This window comes from Bradyrhizobium sp. MOS002 (assembly GCF_003020115.1).
Classification (GTDB): domain Bacteria; phylum Pseudomonadota; class Alphaproteobacteria; order Rhizobiales; family Xanthobacteraceae; genus Bradyrhizobium.
This window is the reverse complement of record NZ_PYFX01000014.1, coordinates 75,491-94,102: the sequence shown is the minus strand read 5'-3', so window position 1 is coordinate 94,102 and position 18,612 is coordinate 75,491. Positions and strand designations below refer to the sequence as shown.

Annotated in this window: 11 protein-coding genes; 7 read left to right on the top strand and 4 right to left on the bottom strand. The window is 61.2% G+C overall.

Going from position 1 to position 18,612, the window contains the following annotated elements; all coding sequences use genetic code 11:
- Nucleotides 1-3: 3 nt before the first annotated feature.
- From asnB to C7G41_RS28955, 3 genes are all read left to right on the top strand, one after another.
- Nucleotides 4-1,992, top strand: a complete 1,989-nt coding sequence (gene asnB / locus C7G41_RS28965) for an asparagine synthase (glutamine-hydrolyzing) (RefSeq protein ID WP_106945713.1) — start codon at nucleotides 4-6, stop codon at nucleotides 1,990-1,992.
- 11 nt (nucleotides 1,993-2,003) lie between these two features.
- Nucleotides 2,004-3,893 (top strand): hypothetical protein, encoded by a 1,890-nt coding sequence (locus tag C7G41_RS28960; protein WP_158268048.1) that lies wholly within the window; start codon nucleotides 2,004-2,006, stop codon nucleotides 3,891-3,893.
- 136 nt (nucleotides 3,894-4,029) lie between these two features.
- Nucleotides 4,030-6,762: a non-ribosomal peptide synthetase gene (locus tag C7G41_RS28955; RefSeq protein WP_106945711.1), complete on the top strand. Its 2,733-nt coding sequence runs from the start codon at nucleotides 4,030-4,032 to the stop codon at nucleotides 6,760-6,762.
- A gap of 125 nt (nucleotides 6,763-6,887) precedes the next feature.
- Here C7G41_RS28955 and C7G41_RS28950 read toward each other — a convergent pair whose 3' ends face one another.
- Nucleotides 6,888-7,424: a DsrE family protein gene (locus C7G41_RS28950; RefSeq protein ID WP_106945710.1), complete on the bottom strand. Its 537-nt coding sequence runs from the start codon at nucleotides 7,422-7,424 to the stop codon at nucleotides 6,888-6,890.
- 347 nt (nucleotides 7,425-7,771) lie between these two features.
- Here C7G41_RS28950 and C7G41_RS28945 point away from each other — a divergent pair, with 347 nt between their 5' ends.
- The 4 genes from C7G41_RS28945 (at nucleotide 7,772) to C7G41_RS28930 (ending at nucleotide 12,461) form a co-directional block, all read left to right on the top strand.
- The gene (locus C7G41_RS28945; RefSeq protein WP_106945709.1) at nucleotides 7,772-10,030 is read left to right on the top strand and encodes a hypothetical protein; all 2,259 of its coding nucleotides are present in this window, start codon (nucleotides 7,772-7,774) and stop codon (nucleotides 10,028-10,030) included.
- Nucleotides 10,031-10,076: 46 nt separating this feature from the next.
- The gene (locus C7G41_RS28940) at nucleotides 10,077-11,099 is read left to right on the top strand and encodes a TAXI family TRAP transporter solute-binding subunit (RefSeq protein ID WP_106945708.1); all 1,023 of its coding nucleotides are present in this window, start codon (nucleotides 10,077-10,079) and stop codon (nucleotides 11,097-11,099) included.
- Nucleotides 11,100-11,215: 116 nt separating this feature from the next.
- Complete coding sequence (locus C7G41_RS28935) at nucleotides 11,216-11,713, top strand: hypothetical protein (RefSeq protein ID WP_146159819.1); 498 nt, start codon at nucleotides 11,216-11,218, stop codon at nucleotides 11,711-11,713.
- A gap of 61 nt (nucleotides 11,714-11,774) precedes the next feature.
- Nucleotides 11,775-12,461, top strand: a complete 687-nt coding sequence (locus C7G41_RS28930; protein WP_106945706.1) for a HemK/PrmC family methyltransferase — start codon at nucleotides 11,775-11,777, stop codon at nucleotides 12,459-12,461.
- An 88-nt stretch (nucleotides 12,462-12,549) separates the two neighbouring features.
- Here the strand turns inward: C7G41_RS28930 and C7G41_RS28925 are convergent, their stop codons facing one another.
- From C7G41_RS28925 to C7G41_RS37980, 3 genes are all read right to left on the bottom strand, one after another.
- Nucleotides 12,550-14,052, bottom strand: a complete 1,503-nt coding sequence (locus C7G41_RS28925) for an HlyD family type I secretion periplasmic adaptor subunit (RefSeq protein ID WP_245446751.1) — start codon at nucleotides 14,050-14,052, stop codon at nucleotides 12,550-12,552.
- Nucleotides 14,052-15,893: a type I secretion system permease/ATPase gene (locus C7G41_RS28920; RefSeq protein ID WP_106945754.1), complete on the bottom strand. Its 1,842-nt coding sequence runs from the start codon at nucleotides 15,891-15,893 to the stop codon at nucleotides 14,052-14,054. The genes C7G41_RS28925 and C7G41_RS28920 overlap by 1 nt, the downstream gene beginning before the upstream one ends.
- A 184-nt stretch (nucleotides 15,894-16,077) precedes the next feature.
- Nucleotides 16,078-17,337: a calcium-binding protein gene (locus C7G41_RS37980; RefSeq protein ID WP_199198664.1), complete on the bottom strand. Its 1,260-nt coding sequence runs from the start codon at nucleotides 17,335-17,337 to the stop codon at nucleotides 16,078-16,080.
- Nucleotides 17,338-18,612: the final 1,275 nt, after the last annotated feature.

The window sequence follows — 18,612 nt, the reverse complement described above, 5'->3', positions numbered from 1 at the left end:
ACAATGTGCGGAATTACAGGAATCCTTCGGTCGCCACAGGCTTCTCGATCCGCCGATCTGGCGGCGATAGGGCCGATGACGGCTCGCCTGCGCCACCGCGGTCCTGATGCGCACGGGTTCTGGAGCGATCGCGACGCCGGCGTTGCGTTCGGGCATCGCAGGCTGTCCATTATCGATCTCTCCGATGCGGGCCGGCAGCCAATGCTTTCGAGTGACGGCCGCTTCGTCATTACGTTCAACGGCGAGATCTACAACTACAAGCGATTGCGGCGAGAGCTCGAGAGCGCAGGCAAGCGCTTCACGGGCAATAGCGATACCGAGGTCTTGCTTGCCCTAGTCGAAAAATGGGGCTTGGAGAAGGCTCTCCAGCGCTGCAATGGCATGTTCGCAATCGGCTTGTGGGATCGGCTGAACCGCACTCTGCACCTGGCCCGCGATCGAATGGGAAAAAAGCCGCTCTATGTCGCGCGGACGTCGAACGCGGTCGTGTTCGCATCTGAGTTGAAGGCCATCGCGGCATTCCCCGAGTTTCACCAGGAGATCGACCCGGGGGCAGTTGCGGAGTTTCTAAGCCGGGGATGGTTGCCGGAAGACCAGTGCATATGGCGAGGCGTCCTCAAGATTCCACCCGGGGGCGCCCTATCGATCCGTGCCGAGGACCTCTCGGTCTGCCGGGATGCAGCAGCGTTACGAGAACGCGCGCGCTGTTGGTGGTCGTTGGCCGATGTCGCGCACACGGGCCGCGCAGCGCTGGCCGCTGCCGATGACCAGCAGCTCATCTCGCAGGCTTGCGATCTGCTCAAGGCCGCGGTCGCCGACCGAATGGTTGCCGACGTTCCGGTCGGGCTGTTCCTGTCGGGCGGAATAGACAGTTCGACCGTCGCGGCCCTGATGCAGGCCCAATCGGCGCGCCCGGTGCGGACCTTTACAATCGGATTCGGTGAGCGCGCCTTTGATGAGACAGCTAATGCTGCGGCCGTGGCGCGACACCTCGGCACCAGCCATACCGAGCTACGTCTGACCTCCGCGGACGCCAGAGCGGTCATCCCCGAACTCCCAACCATCTGGGACGAGCCGTTTGCCGACGAATCGCAGATCCCGACACTGCTTCTATCTCGCCTTGCGCGGCAGGATGTCACTGTTGCGCTTTCGGGCGACGGGGGTGACGAGTGCTTCGGAGGGTATTCCAGGCACGTACTTTCGGCGCGCTTAGCGCCCCTGCTGAGCCTTAACCGATCGATCCGGACCGTGGCCGCCAGCGGTGTGGCGATGCTCGGGCGCGGCATGCGCGAAAGCGTGATCGAAACACTTGGTCTTCCAGGTTGGTTGCAGCGCATGACACACGGCGACCGGATCAACCGCCTTGCAGACCTTATTAGCAGCAATGACGTCGGCGAGATGTACCGCCGGTCGACGCAGCTCTCGGAACTGCAGTTGACGCGAACCCAAGCAGGCCCGGAGCTGGACTCGATCCCGCCGCTCGACGATCTGCTGTCCGATTTTATCGTTCGGGATATGCTTGGATATCTCCCGAGCGATATTCTCGTGAAGCTCGACCGCGCGACCATGGCCACGAGCCTGGAGGCCCGCTGCCCCCTTCTGGATCATCGCGTTGTCGAGTTCAGCTGGGCGCTGCCGAATTCCGCGAAGGTGCGTCATGGTCGGGGAAAATGGCTCCTGCGCGAGGTCCTTGGCCGCTACCTGCCGCGCCACCTGTTTGAGCGACCGAAACAGGGCTTTGACGTGCCAATCGGCTCCTGGCTGAAGGGACCGCTTCGTTCGTGGGCGTCGGACCTCCTTTCGGAGTCGCATCTTCGCAACCAGCATTTCCTGGACGTTTCCCGCGTGCAGGAGTGCTGGCTTCAACATCTTAGCGGTCGCCGCGATTTCTCACGACCGCTATGGGCTGTCTTGATGCTGCAGTCCTGGCTCGACTCAGCAGATACGTCCGGGCCGTCGCGAACAGCAGGCGTGATGGAACCGGCGCAGTAGAGGAGCATGCGATGGAAGCGTTCACAAGTAAACGGATTCTGCCGGTGACTGTCCTGGCTCAGGGCCGGTCAAAAGGTGACGAGTCACCTCCTGATGAGGCGGTCGCGGCAATTAAGCATGTCTTCGAGAGCATCAGGCGATACAAGCTCTTCATTGTCAAAATGATCGGCGCGGGCGCGCTGCTCGCAGTGCTCGGTAGTCTTCTCATGTCGCCCACTTATCTCGCGACGGCACAGCTCGTCGTCAGCGCTCGAGGTGGAGGAGCGGCCGACAATCCCGGTGCACCCGGAAATTCCACGCCGACTGGCGGTTCGGACGACCCAACGATTGATACGCACGTGACGGTCATGTCATCCGATGCATATCTGCGGCGGCTCCTGCCGGCACTCAGGATGCTCGAGACCCCGGCCAACGAGAACGGTACGGCTTCGCTGCTCCGCAACGCCTTGTCAAAGATACAGGGGTTCGTCTCCTTCCAGAGAGACCTTCCGAGCGATGGCGCGGCGGTGGCAGGATTGAAAGGGCGCCTGAAGGTCAGCCAGGAGCGCCGATCGAGAGTTGTCAGCGTAGTCGCGAGCGACGCCAATCCGCGACGAGCTGCAGACGTCGCAAACCTGGTCGCCCGATCCTACGCTGACGAGCTCGTCCGGCAAAAGCGGGCCGTGGAGCTGCAGGCTCTGGACGCCATCGCAGCGCAATCGGCGAATGTTCAGCGCGAATTGTCAAGCGCGAAGGCGGAATGGGACGCCCGTCTCTCAGGTCAGACCTCGTCATCACAGGCAGCCGCACAGGCCGCCGCTGCGCTGGAGTGGAAAATCACTACATTGGCGCAGCAATATGAAACGCTGATACGAAAGCGGCAGGATCTTACCACGAAGGGCGTGGTCGCCGAGCCAGACGTGACCGTCATCGCGGACGCCTCGCCACCCGACTTTCCGAGCTCGTTGAACCCGTTACTCCTTGTTCCACCGATCACGATCATCTTCGCGCTCCTGGCATGTCTCGTCGCGATCGTCCTTAAGCGCTTCGATCGAAGTCTGCACACCGAGGCAGAAGCTGCAGAGGCCCTGGACATCCCGTGCCTCGGGTTGATCCGCTCGATCCCGCCGGAGCTGAGCATCTCGCCACAGCGCTTCGTACAGCAATCGGCTGTCTTGCATAACAGGGCCGTTCGCTCGACCGTCGTATCGCTTATGGCCGCCGATTCGGTCTCGCCACAGAAGCGGCATGTCATCCTGGTGACATCCAGCTTGCACGGTGAAGGCAAGAGCGCTATCGCCTGGAGTTTCGGCTTTTGCGCGGCGCAACTCGGACAGCGCGTTCTGTTCCTGGACTTCTCTCAATTGCCAAGGCGCGTCGGAGGTGAGGCTGCAGATCTGTTCAAACTGTTGGCGCACGACGGAGCTGCTGCCAAGGCCGTGCAGCACATCCCGGAGCTCGGAATTGACTACATATCGTCGAGATTGTCCGAGGGCAGTCGCCTGGGGCCGTTGGCGGGTCCGCAGGTCGCCTCGTTATTCGAGCACTTCAGAAACACCTACGATCTGGTCGTCATCAACGCACCATCACTGGATGATGCGCCGGAGGTGCGCCTCCTCGCCTCCTGGGCGGATCACGTTCTACTTGCCGTCCGCGCCGGAAGCACGAGCCGCGACGTCGTACGGAGCAATTTGAATCGGTTTTGCGGAACCTCGGATCTCGATGCTCGTGTCAAGCTCTGGTGTGTCCTAACGCACGGAGTACCGTCCGAGCTCGCGCCCTCGGATCTGGAGCCGTCATCGACATCGACTTTGCTGCATTACTATCGCTGCTTTAAAACAGCGGTGGTCCGGTGGACAAGCATCGAACCTGTAATCAATGTTTCCGACCAGGCGGAAGCTCGCATGAGACCACGGCGATGACTACCAGACTGCTTGGGTTAATCACCTGGGCCCTTCGATATGGCAGGCACCCGATCGACCCGCCGCTGGTACGAAACCGGCGTCCTTCATTTGAACTATGCGGGGCCAAGCCTGATTGATACGTTGGGATAGGAAAATGACAACTACGGTGATGCGGCTTCAGATATCTGGCCATCCGTCGGGTGATCCAAGCGACTCCCTTGACGCACACCTGGCCTCGACCCTTCAGCAAGCTCCAGCGACGCTGAGCTGGCTAAGCCCCGTGGCAGTGCCTCTCGACCTGAACGGTCCGGTCGATCGATCATTCGATCCCCTGGAAGCCGGTTTTGCCAGAGTCCCCGCCATCGAACACCTGATTGCGGTGACGGCGAAGTTCGCCGACAAGCTCGCAATCAGCGACGGCAATCACAGCTTCACCTACGCGCAGCTGTTGTCTCGAGTCTTGAGCTTGGCCCAGGCGATCAGCGAGCTGATCCCGGAGCAAGAAGCCGTCGGATGGCTATTGCGCAGCTCGGCCTGGCAACCAATCGCTATGCTGGCATGCATGGCAGCCGGACGCATCCTCGTTCCACTCAATCCCCGCGATCCAGCGCAGCGGCTCACGGCTATCGTCGCAGCCGCGCGGATTTCCGTGCTGATCGGAGAAGACGGCGACAGCTCCGCCGGGTGGATCAAGCAGCACGGCCTGCACTCGCTCGACGTCGCCGCCGCCAGCGCCCCTTCCGCTTCAACTTCAAGACTCCCTCAGGTTTCGGTCGATGCGCCTGCCGTGGTGCTCTACACCTCCGGCAGCACCGGAGCACCGAAAGGGGTCGTAAACAGCCAACGCAACCTGCTCCAGCGGGTCCAGCAATATGTGGACGCCTGCCACATAGGTGCGACAGACGTCTTCATGCCTCTGAGCGGCCCCACCACGATTGCGGGTTGCCGGGAGATGCTCTCCGCTTTGTTGACGGGGGCGAAACTGCATCTCGTCGACGTCGAGGCGCTCGGATTGCGCGGTGTTCTCCGCCAGATCACCACGCAACAGGTGACGATTACATACGTTGTACCAGCCCTGGTGCGTGCATTGATCAACGCAAGCCGGCCAGGCGATCTCGACTCGCTTCGCATGATCCGCATCGGGGGGGAGAAGGTCCTGTGGACCGATATCGCGCTCGTTCGGCGAGCGATACCACCAAATTGCTTCATCCAGGTCAGCTATCTGTCGACGGAAACCACCGGCTCCCAGTGGTTTCTCCCCAAGCAATGGCGAGAGGACGGCGTCACCGTTCCTGTTGGCTACCTGCTTCCCGGCATATCGTACGCTGTGGTCGACGAAAATGGAAAGCCCGTCCCGCACGGTGAAGTCGGCGAACTGGTGATCAAGAGCAGGTACATCATGCTCGGATACTGGGAGGACGGACGACTCTCTCCGGCATTGCCGGCCGCCGATGACCCAAAGTCTCGCATCTATCAGACCGGCGACCTCGTCATTGTGAATACGCACGGACTGATGCGGATCGTTGGACGGAAGGGACGCCAGCTCAAGATCAATGGCCAGCGTGTTGAGCCGGCGGAGCTCGAGAGTGCGTTGCGCAAGCTCCCCTATGTGAAGGACGCTGTCGCTGTCGTGACGGACGCGAACGAGCTGGTCCTGTTTGCATCGCCGGCCGATCCACAACGAGCGCACTTCCGGACCGACGTTCGCAACAGCATCCGACAAGCTGTTCCTGCGGCTTTGCATCCGACCAGGCTGCACGAGATACTGGAGATGCCGCGCCTTCCAGGAGGTAAGATCGATCACGCCAAGCTGAAACTGCTCGATCTCGAGAGAAAAACGACCTCGCCCGCGCCCACGCCGACGATGCAAGGAATGGCCGAGGCCAACAGGATCATGCAGCAGGTATGGAGCAGCATTCTCGGCGTGCCAGAAGCGGCCGGACGCTGGGATGAGGCCGGCGGTGATTCCCTAAAGCTGCTGCGCTGCGTTATGGATATCGAAGACCTCATCGGCCGGGAAGTCAACATGGAAGCGTTCACGGTCGATATGAGTGCTGAAGACATGATCCGAGCTATTGCGACGGCGGAGCCACCCGTGCGGCAGCGTCTCAACAACGAGAATCTCCCTGCTCTTGTGATACTGCCGGGCTCCATGGGCTATGGCCCGAGCATGGCCGCATTTGGCGCTCAGCTCGGCAAGGTGGCGCGGGTGATTCCGATTCGCTATCCAGATCTGAGCTGGAGCCTCGCGGGACGCGATTCCGTGCAGGAGGTGGCCGCCATGGCCGTCGAACAGATCAATGCAGCCCAACCACGCGGCGATGTCCGCATGATCGGCTATTCCCTTGGCGGCGGCGTAGCGTTCGAAGTCGCAAGCCGGTTGATCGAACAAGGTCGTGCAGTTAAATTCCTGGGCATCCTCGACACCAATGTCGGCCCTCGCAGATCAAATCACCGAGAAGCCCTCTCTCGTACGCTGCAGCGGATTAGATCCCATCGAGTGACGATCTACCGGATGTTCTGCCGCTCCGTGGCGAAGTCCGCCGCTCGCTTGGGCCAGGAGGTTCGATTCTGCAGGCTCATCGACGCCATTACATGGCCTCGCCTGGCAAACACACGCTTCATGCTCAAGCTCGAGCTCGAGGAGATTCTCAGGATGCGCGCGTTCGCACGCTGGGTCCGGGATTCCAAGCCTCGTCTAGCCGTCAAGGCAACCGTCTTTGCCTGTCATCGGCCTGGCGTGACGCCGCACCTCGGATGGGAGTCGCTGTTTGAGGAACTGGACGTGATTCCGATTGTCGGTGGACATCTTGATCTGGTGGTCGAGCCCCACCTCTCGATTAATCGACCCGTCATCGAGCGCGCGATCGGGGCGTCCTGCCGCTGATCCACAACACAATGCGTTTGAGTGGTCAGTCCTGCCTACCACAGGACAGCAGAGAGAGATCACGGCGGGTCCGGCTCATAGGCTTGCCCCCGCCGTCTCGCGCTTGGGCGTGCCGCATACGATCATCAGGGCCGCAGGTAGCTCCAGCCTTGCTCCTGAAGCTCCATCAGGCGAACGACCCCGGATTTGGTGATCTTCGCTTGCGTGATGAGAGGCACTTCTTTGCCCTCATTTTTCGTCATGTTTTCTCGCGTATTTCCGCAGGCCGAGAACGTGAGCTCGGGCGTTGTTTCGGTCATCATCTTGATGCGCCCCTTCACGGGCGAGGTATCGTCTCGCAGCATGTGCAGTCCTGGCCCGTATGCGACGACTTCGACTTCGACTTTTTGACTGAGGTCCCCGTAGTGCTGAACGACGTTGCTGACGTTGTTGAGAGCGAGATTCATGACGGCCGGATCGTTGACGTCGACATGGATGACAAGTCTATGCGGCGGCTGCTTCCGGGGTGTCGCAACACCCATCTTGGCATTTGCGTTCCTGGCGGTGGTGCTGGGATTTTTGGTGGAGAGGGTGGATGGCGCAGAACCGCGGCTTTCGACGCCGCTAATGAGAACCAGTCCGACAGCCGCCACGCTGGCAAAAATGGCAAATGATCTGCTCATGACCGTGCTTCCTGGTTGTGTGATGAAGCGTGGTCTCGCACGCTAATTAAGCGCAAGCGTAGGGGCAAGCAGCTTGGGGCAAAGGTCCGTCCGATATACTTAATTGCCATCGTCGGCGCACTACTCCATTTTGGCTACCGCAACTGCGACATCGACATCGCATGGATGAAAGCGCCGTCATAAACGACATGCCATGATCGCTACCAAGCATCAAGAACCCTACCAAGCAGTTGGGCGTCGCAATGCGGATACACGGATTCGATCTGTCGAAAGGAACAGCCGTCGCGCGGACCACCATAGCTGCGCCCCCGCCCAGGCAGCGGAAATTTCCGTTCCGCGGACTCGGATTGTTCGACATCGCTGACGGCTCGCGCGCAAGCGACAGAGCCAGCCGGCTCATGGTGGTCCTGATCACTTTCTTTATGCCGGTTCTGACCGGATCTGCCGATGCCAAACCCCAGGAGGACGGCGATCGTGGCATCTCCTATGGCAATCCGGCGATGCTCGATCAATGCAGATGCTCGCGCGGACCAGAGCAGATCGACCGGACCAAACAAAGGCTGAGGCTCGTCCAACGCGCGGACGAGGCGCGACCCGCCGCGACACAGCCGGCTGGAAGCAGGCCCGCGGCGGCCGGATCGCGCGGAGCGAGGACCGAGCAGCCCCGTGCGGCTGCCGATGCCCCTGCGCAGGAAATGACGTCTACGCCGCCCCCGGTGCCAAATACTGCTCAAGCGGCCTCCGAGGCAGAACGGCTCAACCAGAACCTGTTGCTGGACAAGGAGCGGCAACGAGCGAACAAGCTTGCGCGCGAATTGTCTGCGGCTCGCGTGGAGATCGAGGTGGCGCGGCAGACCCAGACGCACACTGTCCGCGCCATGGAGATTGGGATTCAGCAAACGCAGGCGCTTGAACGAGAGCGGGAAAAGACCGATAATCTCTCACGTGAGATCTCCTTCTTGAAGGCGGAGCTCGAGGTTGCAAGGGTTGCGGCTTCAAAGGCTATGCAGGCGGCCGAATCCGAGCCGAAGCAAGGACGTCCAGTCGACCGGCGAAATGGGGCTAAACGCTTTGCTCTCGAGCTTGCCTCGCTTCGCTCGAGCCTTGATGCTTCGCGCACCGAAGCATCCGAAGCCACGAAGTCTGCTGCGGCGGAGGCCGCACAGAGGCAGGCTCTCGAGCGCGAACTAAAGCAGGAGCAGGACAAGACAGAAGCCCTGATTGCCGAACTCGGTACCCTTCGGAATGCGGCCTCTGACACCGCGACGGTCGGCGCTGCAGATGTCGATCAAAAGCTGGCGCTGACACGCGAGCTCGAGAAGCAGCGGGACGCTGCTGAGACCGCGGACCGCCGGCTGCAGTCTCTTCAGGCTGACCTCCTTGCAGCGCAAACCGCGAGCTCTGAGTTGGCTGCCGCCCGAGCCGCAGACGCCGAGCAAGTACTGGCACTGAAGCGAGAGCTCGAGAAGCAGCGGAACAGCGCTGAGAACGCCGACCGCCAACTGCAACCCCTTCAGGCCGGACTCCGGGCAGCGCAAACGGCGAGCTCTGAGTTGGCTGCCGCCCGAGCTGCAGACGCCGAGCAAATACTGTCACTGAAGCGAGAGCTCGAGAAGCAGCGGAACAGCGCTGAAAACGCCGACCGCCAGCTGCAGCCCCTTCAGGCCGGACTCCGGGCAGCGCAAACCGCGAGCTCTGAGTTGGCTGCCGCCCGAGCTGCAGACGCCGAGCAGCAATTGGCGCTGAAACGAGAGTTTGAGAAGCAGCGAGACAGGGCTGAGAGCGGGGACCGCCGGCTGCAGTCCCTTCAGGCTGAACTCCGTGCGGCGCAAGCCGCGAGTTCTGAGCTGACTGCGTCCCAAGCTGCAGACGCCGAGCAAATACTGGCACTGAAACGAGAGCTCGAACAGCAGCGCGGCCGCGCGGACGCTCTCGCGCGCGAGGCGGCGTCGCTGAAGGATCAACGCGACCTGGCGCGGGCTGAAACGTCAGAGGCTGCACGAGCCGCCGAGGCCGCCGCAAAGACCGCAAGCAACCGCGAAAAGGAGCAACCGGGCACCGACGCGGCAATGCTCCCAACATTGGCATCCGCCCGAGATCATCTGGCCGCATGGAATGCTTCCACGGTTGTGGCGGCGCCCTCGCGTGAGCCCACCGGCCGCGCACCGGGCCAGAGCAGCCTCGACCCTGCCGCCTCGCCTTCGCCCGCGACTTCAGCCTCCGCCCCGACGCCACAGAGCGCGCAGATCACAAAGCAGACTGCCCTGCCTGGAGCCGACTCGAAGTCCATGGCTTCGGTGGAGCGACAGGTCGCCGAGAGCGGAGCACCGCGCCCGCTTCCGAACGACGATCGACTGCTCGCGCGCGCCAGCGCATTGTTGCGGCAGGCCGACATCACCGGCGCCCGCGGCTTGCTGGAATACGTCCTTGGACATGGCAGCGCACAAGCAGCCTTTATGCTGGCCGAAACTTACGATCCTGACGTGCTGCAATCTTGGGACGCTCGCGGCGTCGCCGGCGATTCCGCGAAGGCGCGCGAGCTGTACGAACGAGCCCAGGCTGGCGGCATTCGAGATGCAGAAGGACGGGTCAAGGGGCTCAAATAGCTGCTGGAGCGAACTCCGGAAGCCAGACCACAGAGTGGAGAGGTCCATGTCATCGAGCAAGCTCGCGTTCACGGTCGCATTGGCACTGATAGGCCTGCAGCTTGGTGCCAATGCCCAATCTCGTCCGCCGCGCGACGCGCCGGCGCCGACCGCGCCTCGGAAAGCTGATACGACCGCAAAGGAACGGATCAACGCATGGACAGTGGGGCTCGCGGGAGGACTTATCGAGGGCGCGCCGCTTCGGCTCGCCGCAGAGATCGCACGCGTCGCCAACGAAGAGGACAAGCTTCACGTCATTCCGATCGTGACGACGGGTGCGACCGAGAACGTCAATTCTCTGCTCTATCTTAAGGGCGTTGATGCCGCGATCATCAACATGGATGCCCTTGACGAGTACAAGGCCCAGGTTCCGTCCATCGAAAACCGCATCGTCTATGTTCTCAATCTCTTTCCTGCCGAGTTGCACGTCTTCGTGCGTCCCGAGATCGATTCACTTGAAGACCTCAAGGGAAAGAAGGTCAATTTCAACACCCAGGGTACGGCAGCCGCATATTCTGGTCCGCTGATCTTCAGCCGACTGGGACTGAACGTCGAAAAGATGTTCATTCCCCACCAGGTCGCATTGCAGCAGATGAAGAGCGGCGAAATCGCGGCGGTTGTCTTCATTACATCGAAGCCGGTCGACGCCTTCTTGAAAGGACGTTGGGATGATGGCTTCAAGTTCCTGGCAATCGATTACGACCAGCGATTTGAAGACTATTATCTTCCGTCGTTCCTCGAATCAAAAGACTATCCAAACCTCCTGCCAGCCGGCAAGCGGGTCGCGACCATTGCCGTTCCGACGATTCTTGCTGCCTACAACTGGCAGCCGCAGACTGATCGCTATCGGCGCATGGTGCGCTTTGTTGATCACCTGTTCGGACGGCTTGACCGGTTGCAATCCGCCGGCTTCGATACAAAATGGAAGGACGTGAATCTCCGCGCCAGCGTCCCCACTTTGGCCCGGTTTGGTCCGGCGCAGGAATGGCTCGATCGCTCGCCCAGTGCGACAGTCGGATTATCGAGATGAGGCGAGCCGGTACCCTTGCCTCGTTGCTTGCGGGGATCGGTCATCTAAGCTGCGCTTTAGCTGACGACACGCCAAATCGTTCGAGGGCATGTGCGCAGTTTCAGGGAATGGAGCACATGACATGCGTCGACGAGCAGGTTGGGGAAGCACCTGAGCAATCCTTCCAAGCTCCGGCGCAAAGTCCGAACTGGATTTTGAGCGAAACGACGTCACCCGTGGACCACAAGCCGCAGATCGTCGCCCGGACCACCGCGCGAGCCGGCGCGAAGGATGGACCCTCGTCGTTGGCCTTTTATTGTCGCGCCAATCGGACTGAGGTGTTGCTCTCCCCGGCGAGTTCCTGGACCAAACCTCCAGGCACCGACATCAGGGTCGTATTCCAGATCAATGATCAACCGCCTGTCGATCAGCGATGGAGGGTTGTTGGTGGCGGACGAAGTCTCGCCTTTCCGGGCGACGCCGCCCGTTTCATGAGCTCGATGCCAGACGGAGGCCGGCTTCTGACCAAAGTGTATGCTGGAACGGATGCGCCCTACGAGGAAACATTTGAAATGACAGGCCTGGACGCCGTTCGCCGGCGGCTTGCAAAGGTCTGCACCCGGGCGCCCAGCTGAATAGCCAGAAGACGGACTGAACGGCCGACAGGGAAGACGTCACCCGTGAGGTGTGAATGCGATGAGCGAGACGATCGATGTAGCCCGGGCTTACGAGCGAGGGTGTACCCAATTCATGGGAATCGAACTGCAGGTTGCTCCAGGCGCACTAGTGCCCCGGCCGGAGACCGAGTTGCTTGGCTGGACCGCGGTTGAGGCGCTGCGCCGAGCACAACTCCCCTCGGCGCGGATCGTCGACATGTGCTGCGGTGCCGGCAATCTTGCATGCGCGATCTTGCGCAATATTCCCGACGCTCGCGTCTGGGCGAGCGACCTGACTGATGGATGTGTCGAGCTCGCGCGACGCAATGCCGCGAGCCAGGGTGCCGAATCCTCCATCATGGTGCTCCAGGGTGATCTGTTCGAAGCTCTCGCAGGCCTGCAACTCGAGCAAACCATCGATTTGATCGTCTGCAACCCACCCTATATCTCGGAAGCTCGGCTCAAAGGCCCTCGCGCCTCTCTGCTCACGGACGAGCCGCGGGAGGCATTCGCCGCCGGGCCCTACGGACTGAGCATCCATATGCGCGTTACAAAGGACGCACCTCGCTACTTGCGGCCGGGAGGACTGCTGTTGTTCGAGGTGGGCCGCGGCCAGGATCGACAGGTGGCCACCCTGCTCGAACGCAACGGCGCTTACGAAAATGTCAGCGTGGTCTTGGACGACGCGGGCGCCGGTCGCGTCGTCATGGCCTGCGCGAAGCGATAGCCGGGTTCGAGCACTTCCCCCACAACGAGCGTTGGCGTTGTAGCGTGGCACTCTGAACCCAGCGCCCTTGCGCGGGCCGGTCGGCTAATCAGCTCTCCCGCATCCCGCGCCGGATCGCGTCCGTGATCGGCTGGGTGAGATAAGCGAGAATTGTGCGTTCTCCGGTTGCGATCAGGACGTCGGCCATCATGCCGGGCTTGAGCTTCTCGCGGACTTTGTCGGGGAATTGCGTCACTTGCACGGAGACTTTCACCTCGTAATAGGGCTGATGGGTGACCTCGTCACGCGTGGCATCGGCCGAGATCGAAAGAACCTCGCCGACAGCGATCGGGGTCGAGCGCGCCTTGAACGAGGGAAGGCGCACCTCCGTCGGAAGGCCGATCTGAACGTGATTGATATCAAGCGCCGACACCCTCGCGGCCACCACGAGAACGTCGTTGTCCGGCACGATCTCCATCAGCACGTCGCCGGCCTTGATCACGGCACCGATCGTGTGAAGCTTGAGGTTCACGATCCGCCCCGATCGCGGTGCGCGTACCTCCAGCCGGGCCAGGACATCGGCCGCGACGCGCAGCTTCTCACGTGCATCGGCAAGCTGGGCTCGCGTGTCGGCAAGCTTGCCGGTCGCTTCTTCCAGCACCTTCTGCCCGACCTGATCGATCTGGAGCCGCGACTCGTCTATGATGCGGCCATAGCGAGCGATATCCGCTTCATATGCGCCAATCTTTCCTTCAAGATCCGCTCTGGAGCGCTCCAGCGTGGCGACGCGCGCGAACGCAACGATCCCCTGATCTACGAGCGGCTTGAGCTTGGTGTACTCCTGGCTGACACTGTCGAACTGCGCGCGTGCGCCCTTGTTCTGCGCGATATTCCCCTGGATCTGCCGCTGCGCCTGCGCGACACGTTCCTCGAGGATAGAGATCTCGATCTTTCGCGCAGCGCGACGTTCATCGAAGCGCCGCTTCTGGTCACCCATTGCGCGTATCGCGCTCGGATCGGACCTCTTTTGGAGCAGCTCGGTTGGAAACGCGATGCTGTCCTTTCCTTCGGCTTCCGCCTGCAGGCGAGCCTCCTCGGCAACTGCCGAGTAAACCGCCGAGCGAGCGATCTCTTCCCTGGCCCGCTCCTGTGTCGGATCAAGCCGCAACAGGACCTCACCTTCCGTGACATGAGAATCGCCTTTGACCAACAGGTCCTGGACGATTCCACCCTCGAGATGCTGCACCACCTTGCGGTCGCTCTCGACAACGACAGAGCCGGGAGCCACCACGGCACCGTCGATCGATGCGAGGGCGGTCCAGCCGCCAAATACCCCGAAGGTCAGAAAGACGACCAGGAAGCCTCGCCGCGCGGGGGTCTGCCAATCACCCGCCGGATCCTCTTCCTTGCCCACTGGCCTTCGGGACCACAGGGTCGGCAGTTTCGCCTTGGCGAGATCGAGTAGCGACTTTGTTACGGTCTCCGCCTTCGGACGAAGTTTGCTCGGAGGTCGCGGCTCCTGTGCCGCTCTGTCTTTTTTGTTGAACTGCTTCAAAAGCTCCGCCAGTTCGTCCTGAAGAGCGTCCGTTCCCCGCCGCAATAGATTGTCCATTATTGCCTCGTCGCGTGCGCCTGACGCACTTGATTTAAAAGCTGTGCCGAACCGTGAGTGCCATCGGCTCGATGGTTGCCGTCAGCATGGTGATGACGAGCAGTGCGATGATGTTCAACGGGCTCGCGCACGTCGCGCCGCATCGGTGCAACTGTTTTGCCGAGCAGCGCAGGCAGCATTTCCTCGCGCGTGCCGATTTGCCCGAGCCGTCCCTCGTGCATGAACACGATCTTGTCCACCGCGGCGAGCAGGTTCGGGCGGTGATTGATGATGACGATCGTCACCTTGCTCTTCCTCAGCCGCTGGATCGCTTCGGCAAGCGCACGATCGCCGTCGCCGTCGAGATTTGCATTCGGCTCGTCGAGCACAACCAGCACCGGCTTGCCGAAGAGGGCGCGGGCGAGCCCGATGCGCTGCCGCTGACCGCCAGAAAGACCTGCGCCATTATCCCCGATTACGGTGTCATAGCCCTTCGGAAGACGCTGGATCATCATATGCGCGGACGCTAGCTGCGCTGCCTCAACCACCGCTTCGTCAGATGCGTCGTCGCGGAAACGTGCAATGTTGTCACGCACGGTACCGGCGAACAGTTCGACGTCCTGCGGAAGGTAGCCGAGGTTCTGTCCAAGGAAATTGGCATCGAAATGCCTCACATCGTTGCCGTCGATGCGGACGCAGCCGTGCACCAGCGGCCAGGCGCCGACCATTGCCCGCGCCAGCGACGATTTACCGGAGCCCGACTGGCCGACCACGGCGACGACTTCGCCGGGGGCCAGCCGGAACGAGACGTCGGCGATGGCCGGCAATTGCGATCCGGGGACAAGCACAGTCGCCGCCTCGACGGAGATTTCGCCGACCAGGGGCGGTAGCCGCGTCGGCGGTCGCTCAGTCGCACGGTTCGCGAGCGCGCGATCCAGCCGGGCATATGATGTGCGCGCGGCAACCAGCGCCTTCCATTGCGACACGGCAGCCTCGACGGGCGCAAGCGCGCGTCCCATGATCAGCGAAGCGGCGAACAGAACGCCCCCCGAAATCTCTTGCTGGATCGCGAGATACGCACCCACTCCCATGATGGCCACCTGAATCGCCATGCGCAGGAATTTGGAGATGGCAAGCAAGGTCCCGCCCCGCTCTCCGGCCGTCGCGCTTTCCTTCAGCGCCTGACAATGAGTTTCAGACCAGGCGGCGCGCAGCGCGGGTCCCATTCCAAGCGCGCGGATCGCTTCTGCGTTGCGCAGCGAGGACGTCAACCGGTCCAGTGCGTGAAGGTTCTTCGATGCGGCCGCATTCAGCGGCGCCTTCGTAACCCGCTCGTTGAGGAAAGCGAGCGTCAGGATGATGATCGCGCCAATCAGGGCGACCAGGCCGATCAGCGGATGGAGCAGGAAACAGATCGCGAGGAAGACCGGCGTCCACGGTACGTCCATCAGCGACGTGATGATGCCGCCCGACAGCACCTCACGCAAGGTGTCGACATCGCGCAGCAGCTGAACGTGATGCGAGCTGCTCGTGCTCAGCGCCTGCCCGAGCGCGGTCTCGAACGTCTCACCCGACAGGAACCGGTCGAAGCGCAATCCGGTCTGCACGAGAACCCGGCTACGAAAATGTTCGAGAGTCGCGTAGCTGATGAAGAGCGCGAGCGCGATGACGGACAGCAGTAGCAGCGTCATGCCGTTTCGGCTCGTCAGCACCCGATCGTAGATCTGCATGGTGTAGATCGGGGACACGAACACCAGCAGATTGATGAAGATGGATAGTGCGCCGGCGGCGAGCAGGCCGGGACGTATCCGACGGGCCGCATCCAGGAGCGCAGACTGTTTTGCCGAAGCGTGCATGTGCATATCCGGGCCGCCCTTGGACGGGCGGCGGTAAACGGTTGAAAATTGCATGCGGTTGAGCGTCAAGACGCTCGCATTTCAATATTCCGCGTGCGCGGAATAGCACCCCGCCTCGCGACCGCGAGGAACTTCCCATGCGCGCGGCGTACCGCGCGCATGCCCTTGTTGATGTAGACGAGCTACGAGCTTACGAGTGCCAAGCGTGATGATCGTTGTAGTGAGACATCAGATCGGGCAGATGCGCAACGAACGAGTCTGTGTCCGGCGTACCCGTCTGCTTAGATTCGGCATCCGCAGTGGTGGTCAATGTCGCAGTTTGCCCCCGCGACCAGGTATGATCCTCGATCGCGGGCGATGACGTGCCGGCATTGAGCCACTGCGAAAAATCGAGCCCTCCACGGCTGTGCTCGTGCAAACCCTCACCGCCGACCGTCTGCAAAGACGAACCGCCGGACGAGCCGCTGTGGTGATGATCACCCCAGCCGCCAGAAACCGTCGTGCCGCCGGTCGACGGATCCGTCGTTCCGTCTGAGCCCGACACGGGAGGGGTGCTTCCGGTGCTACCGCCAGCATCGGCAACAGGCGGCGTGGTGCCGCCCGTGCCGGTGCTATCGCCGCTGTGCACGGGCGGCGTGTCACTCACGGGATCGGCAATGGGCGGAGCGGTCGTGCCACCGGTCGAGGTGCCATCGTGCGTATTGTGCGCAAGGAACACCTGCTGCAACTCCGGCGAACTCTCGAGTGCAGTATCGCCATTCTGCGAACCCCACGCGTACGCATAGTCGAAAGCCGGATTGGGAACGAGTTGCGCCCAATGATCAATCATCGCCTGCTCTTGCGCAGCAGTCGGCATCACGACCTTGCTGCCGGTTTCGGTGGACCAGTCGCCGCCCCCGAACGCCTGATAAACCGGAACGATGGAGTCAAGCGGGATGCCAGCATGCTCCGCTGCAGAGACGTACTTGTCGATAGTGCTGAGATCGACGTTCGAACGGTCCGACCACACCGGATACCAATCGAGGCCGAAGTAGTCGATGTGTGTGTTCGCGGCGTTATAGCTGTTCATGTAGTTCGGGTCGTCCGATGATCCGGTATTCATTAAGACCGTGAACGTCTTGGCCCCGGCATCGTGCTGATGGATCCAGTCGGATTCAGCCTTCAGATCCGCAGGGTCGGCTTGCGGTCCCCACTCCCCAGTTAAATCGGGCTCATCAACAAGGTAAAAGCCGAACACTTTCGGATTGTTGAGAAACGGCGTCACCTGGTCGATGAAGTCTTGAGTCACACCTTGGTACTGGTCGAGCCAAACCAGACCCTGCACGCCATCTGGCAGAGCATTCACCTGGTCGACATACTGAACATCCGCCAGATTAAAGCCCGCTTGGGCTGGTGCGAAGTTACCTTGCGAGTCCAGACCCCCGCCCGCAGCGTAGTGTAATGTTGTCAATGATAGTCCCCTGTTCTGTGTTGAAGCCCCCATGACCCGTAGGTCTGAGCGCACGACAACCGATCGTGCGTCCCACCGTGGTTAACGTATGTTTAGATTTAAGGCAGGAATCTCCGTTCCATCGGGCGGAACGAAGGGCTTATTGTGCCGATTCTTGGATCGCAACTAACACCTCTGCTTCGCCAACTTTTCGAACAAGCGGGCGATTTCAATCTCATGCGGCCGATTTGGGCCAAGAAGTATCTTGTCGCGAGCGGCAAAAGGCGGGCGAAATCGTACAATGTGGCAAGCGGGTGCAGCCTGCTGAGATGGACAAACTCGCTCAATCTGGCGGGGTACCCCTGACGGAGGATTTCCATGGAAGCGGTTCTGGTACTCAATGAGGAACAGCCTTCGGCGGAGAGAGAGGAGGGTGCCGATCCCGGGCCCATAGGCCCAAAGCATCTCCTCCGACGCCTATTCCACCGTTGGAAGTGATGTGAGCTATTTTCCCGAACGTGCGCTTTTAAATCGCCTCTCAACTGCGCACGATCCATTGCTCGACGCCGGCAAGAGAAATCCCAAGTGGCCTATTCGCGTCAAAGAGATATGGCAGGATCAGCGCAACTCGACTTCCCGCCAGGCTCACGAGTTCAGGTGAAGCCCACAGCCGGCCCTCGCTTGGCCGGAAGGACCGGGACTGTGATCGGGGCCGGATCTTACTCGAAGAGCCTCCGTGTGATCTTAGACGGATCGAAGGGACCTATCACTCTTCACATCGACTACGTTGCGATGATCGATAACTGAAGCGGGTCCCCCCCTCGCACAGTTGCGCGTAAAAGCTTCTTAACCGATCGCCCTTGGGTTACCCACACAGGATAGTCGCCGCCAATCCAGACTTCGGCCGCTCTTTAAACTTAAATCCATTTTCAGCCAAATGTTGTCCGTTGTTCTGTAGCCCGAGGCAGGATCAATCTATCTGTGTGTGTGTTTCTTCGTTGTAGTCACTTCGACCTCTTCGGCAGCGCGAAACCTATCGTATCGATCACGGTGCCGAATACAATGCAGCGATGCCATGCGACTTCTCGTCCTACCCACGAGCGCGGTCCAGAGTAACTTGCAACGCTGGCTGTTAACGCACCGGTCAAACTAGTACCGTTCGTCGCTGCCGCAACAGCAGCGCCTCCTGACGTGGCTGGTCGTCGGCGGCCGGGGGGCTTGTTCTTCCTCTTTCTCCGATTGCCCGCCCGCGTTTGGCAGTGGCATTGAGCGCCGAGACCAAAAGGCGCCCGTGCG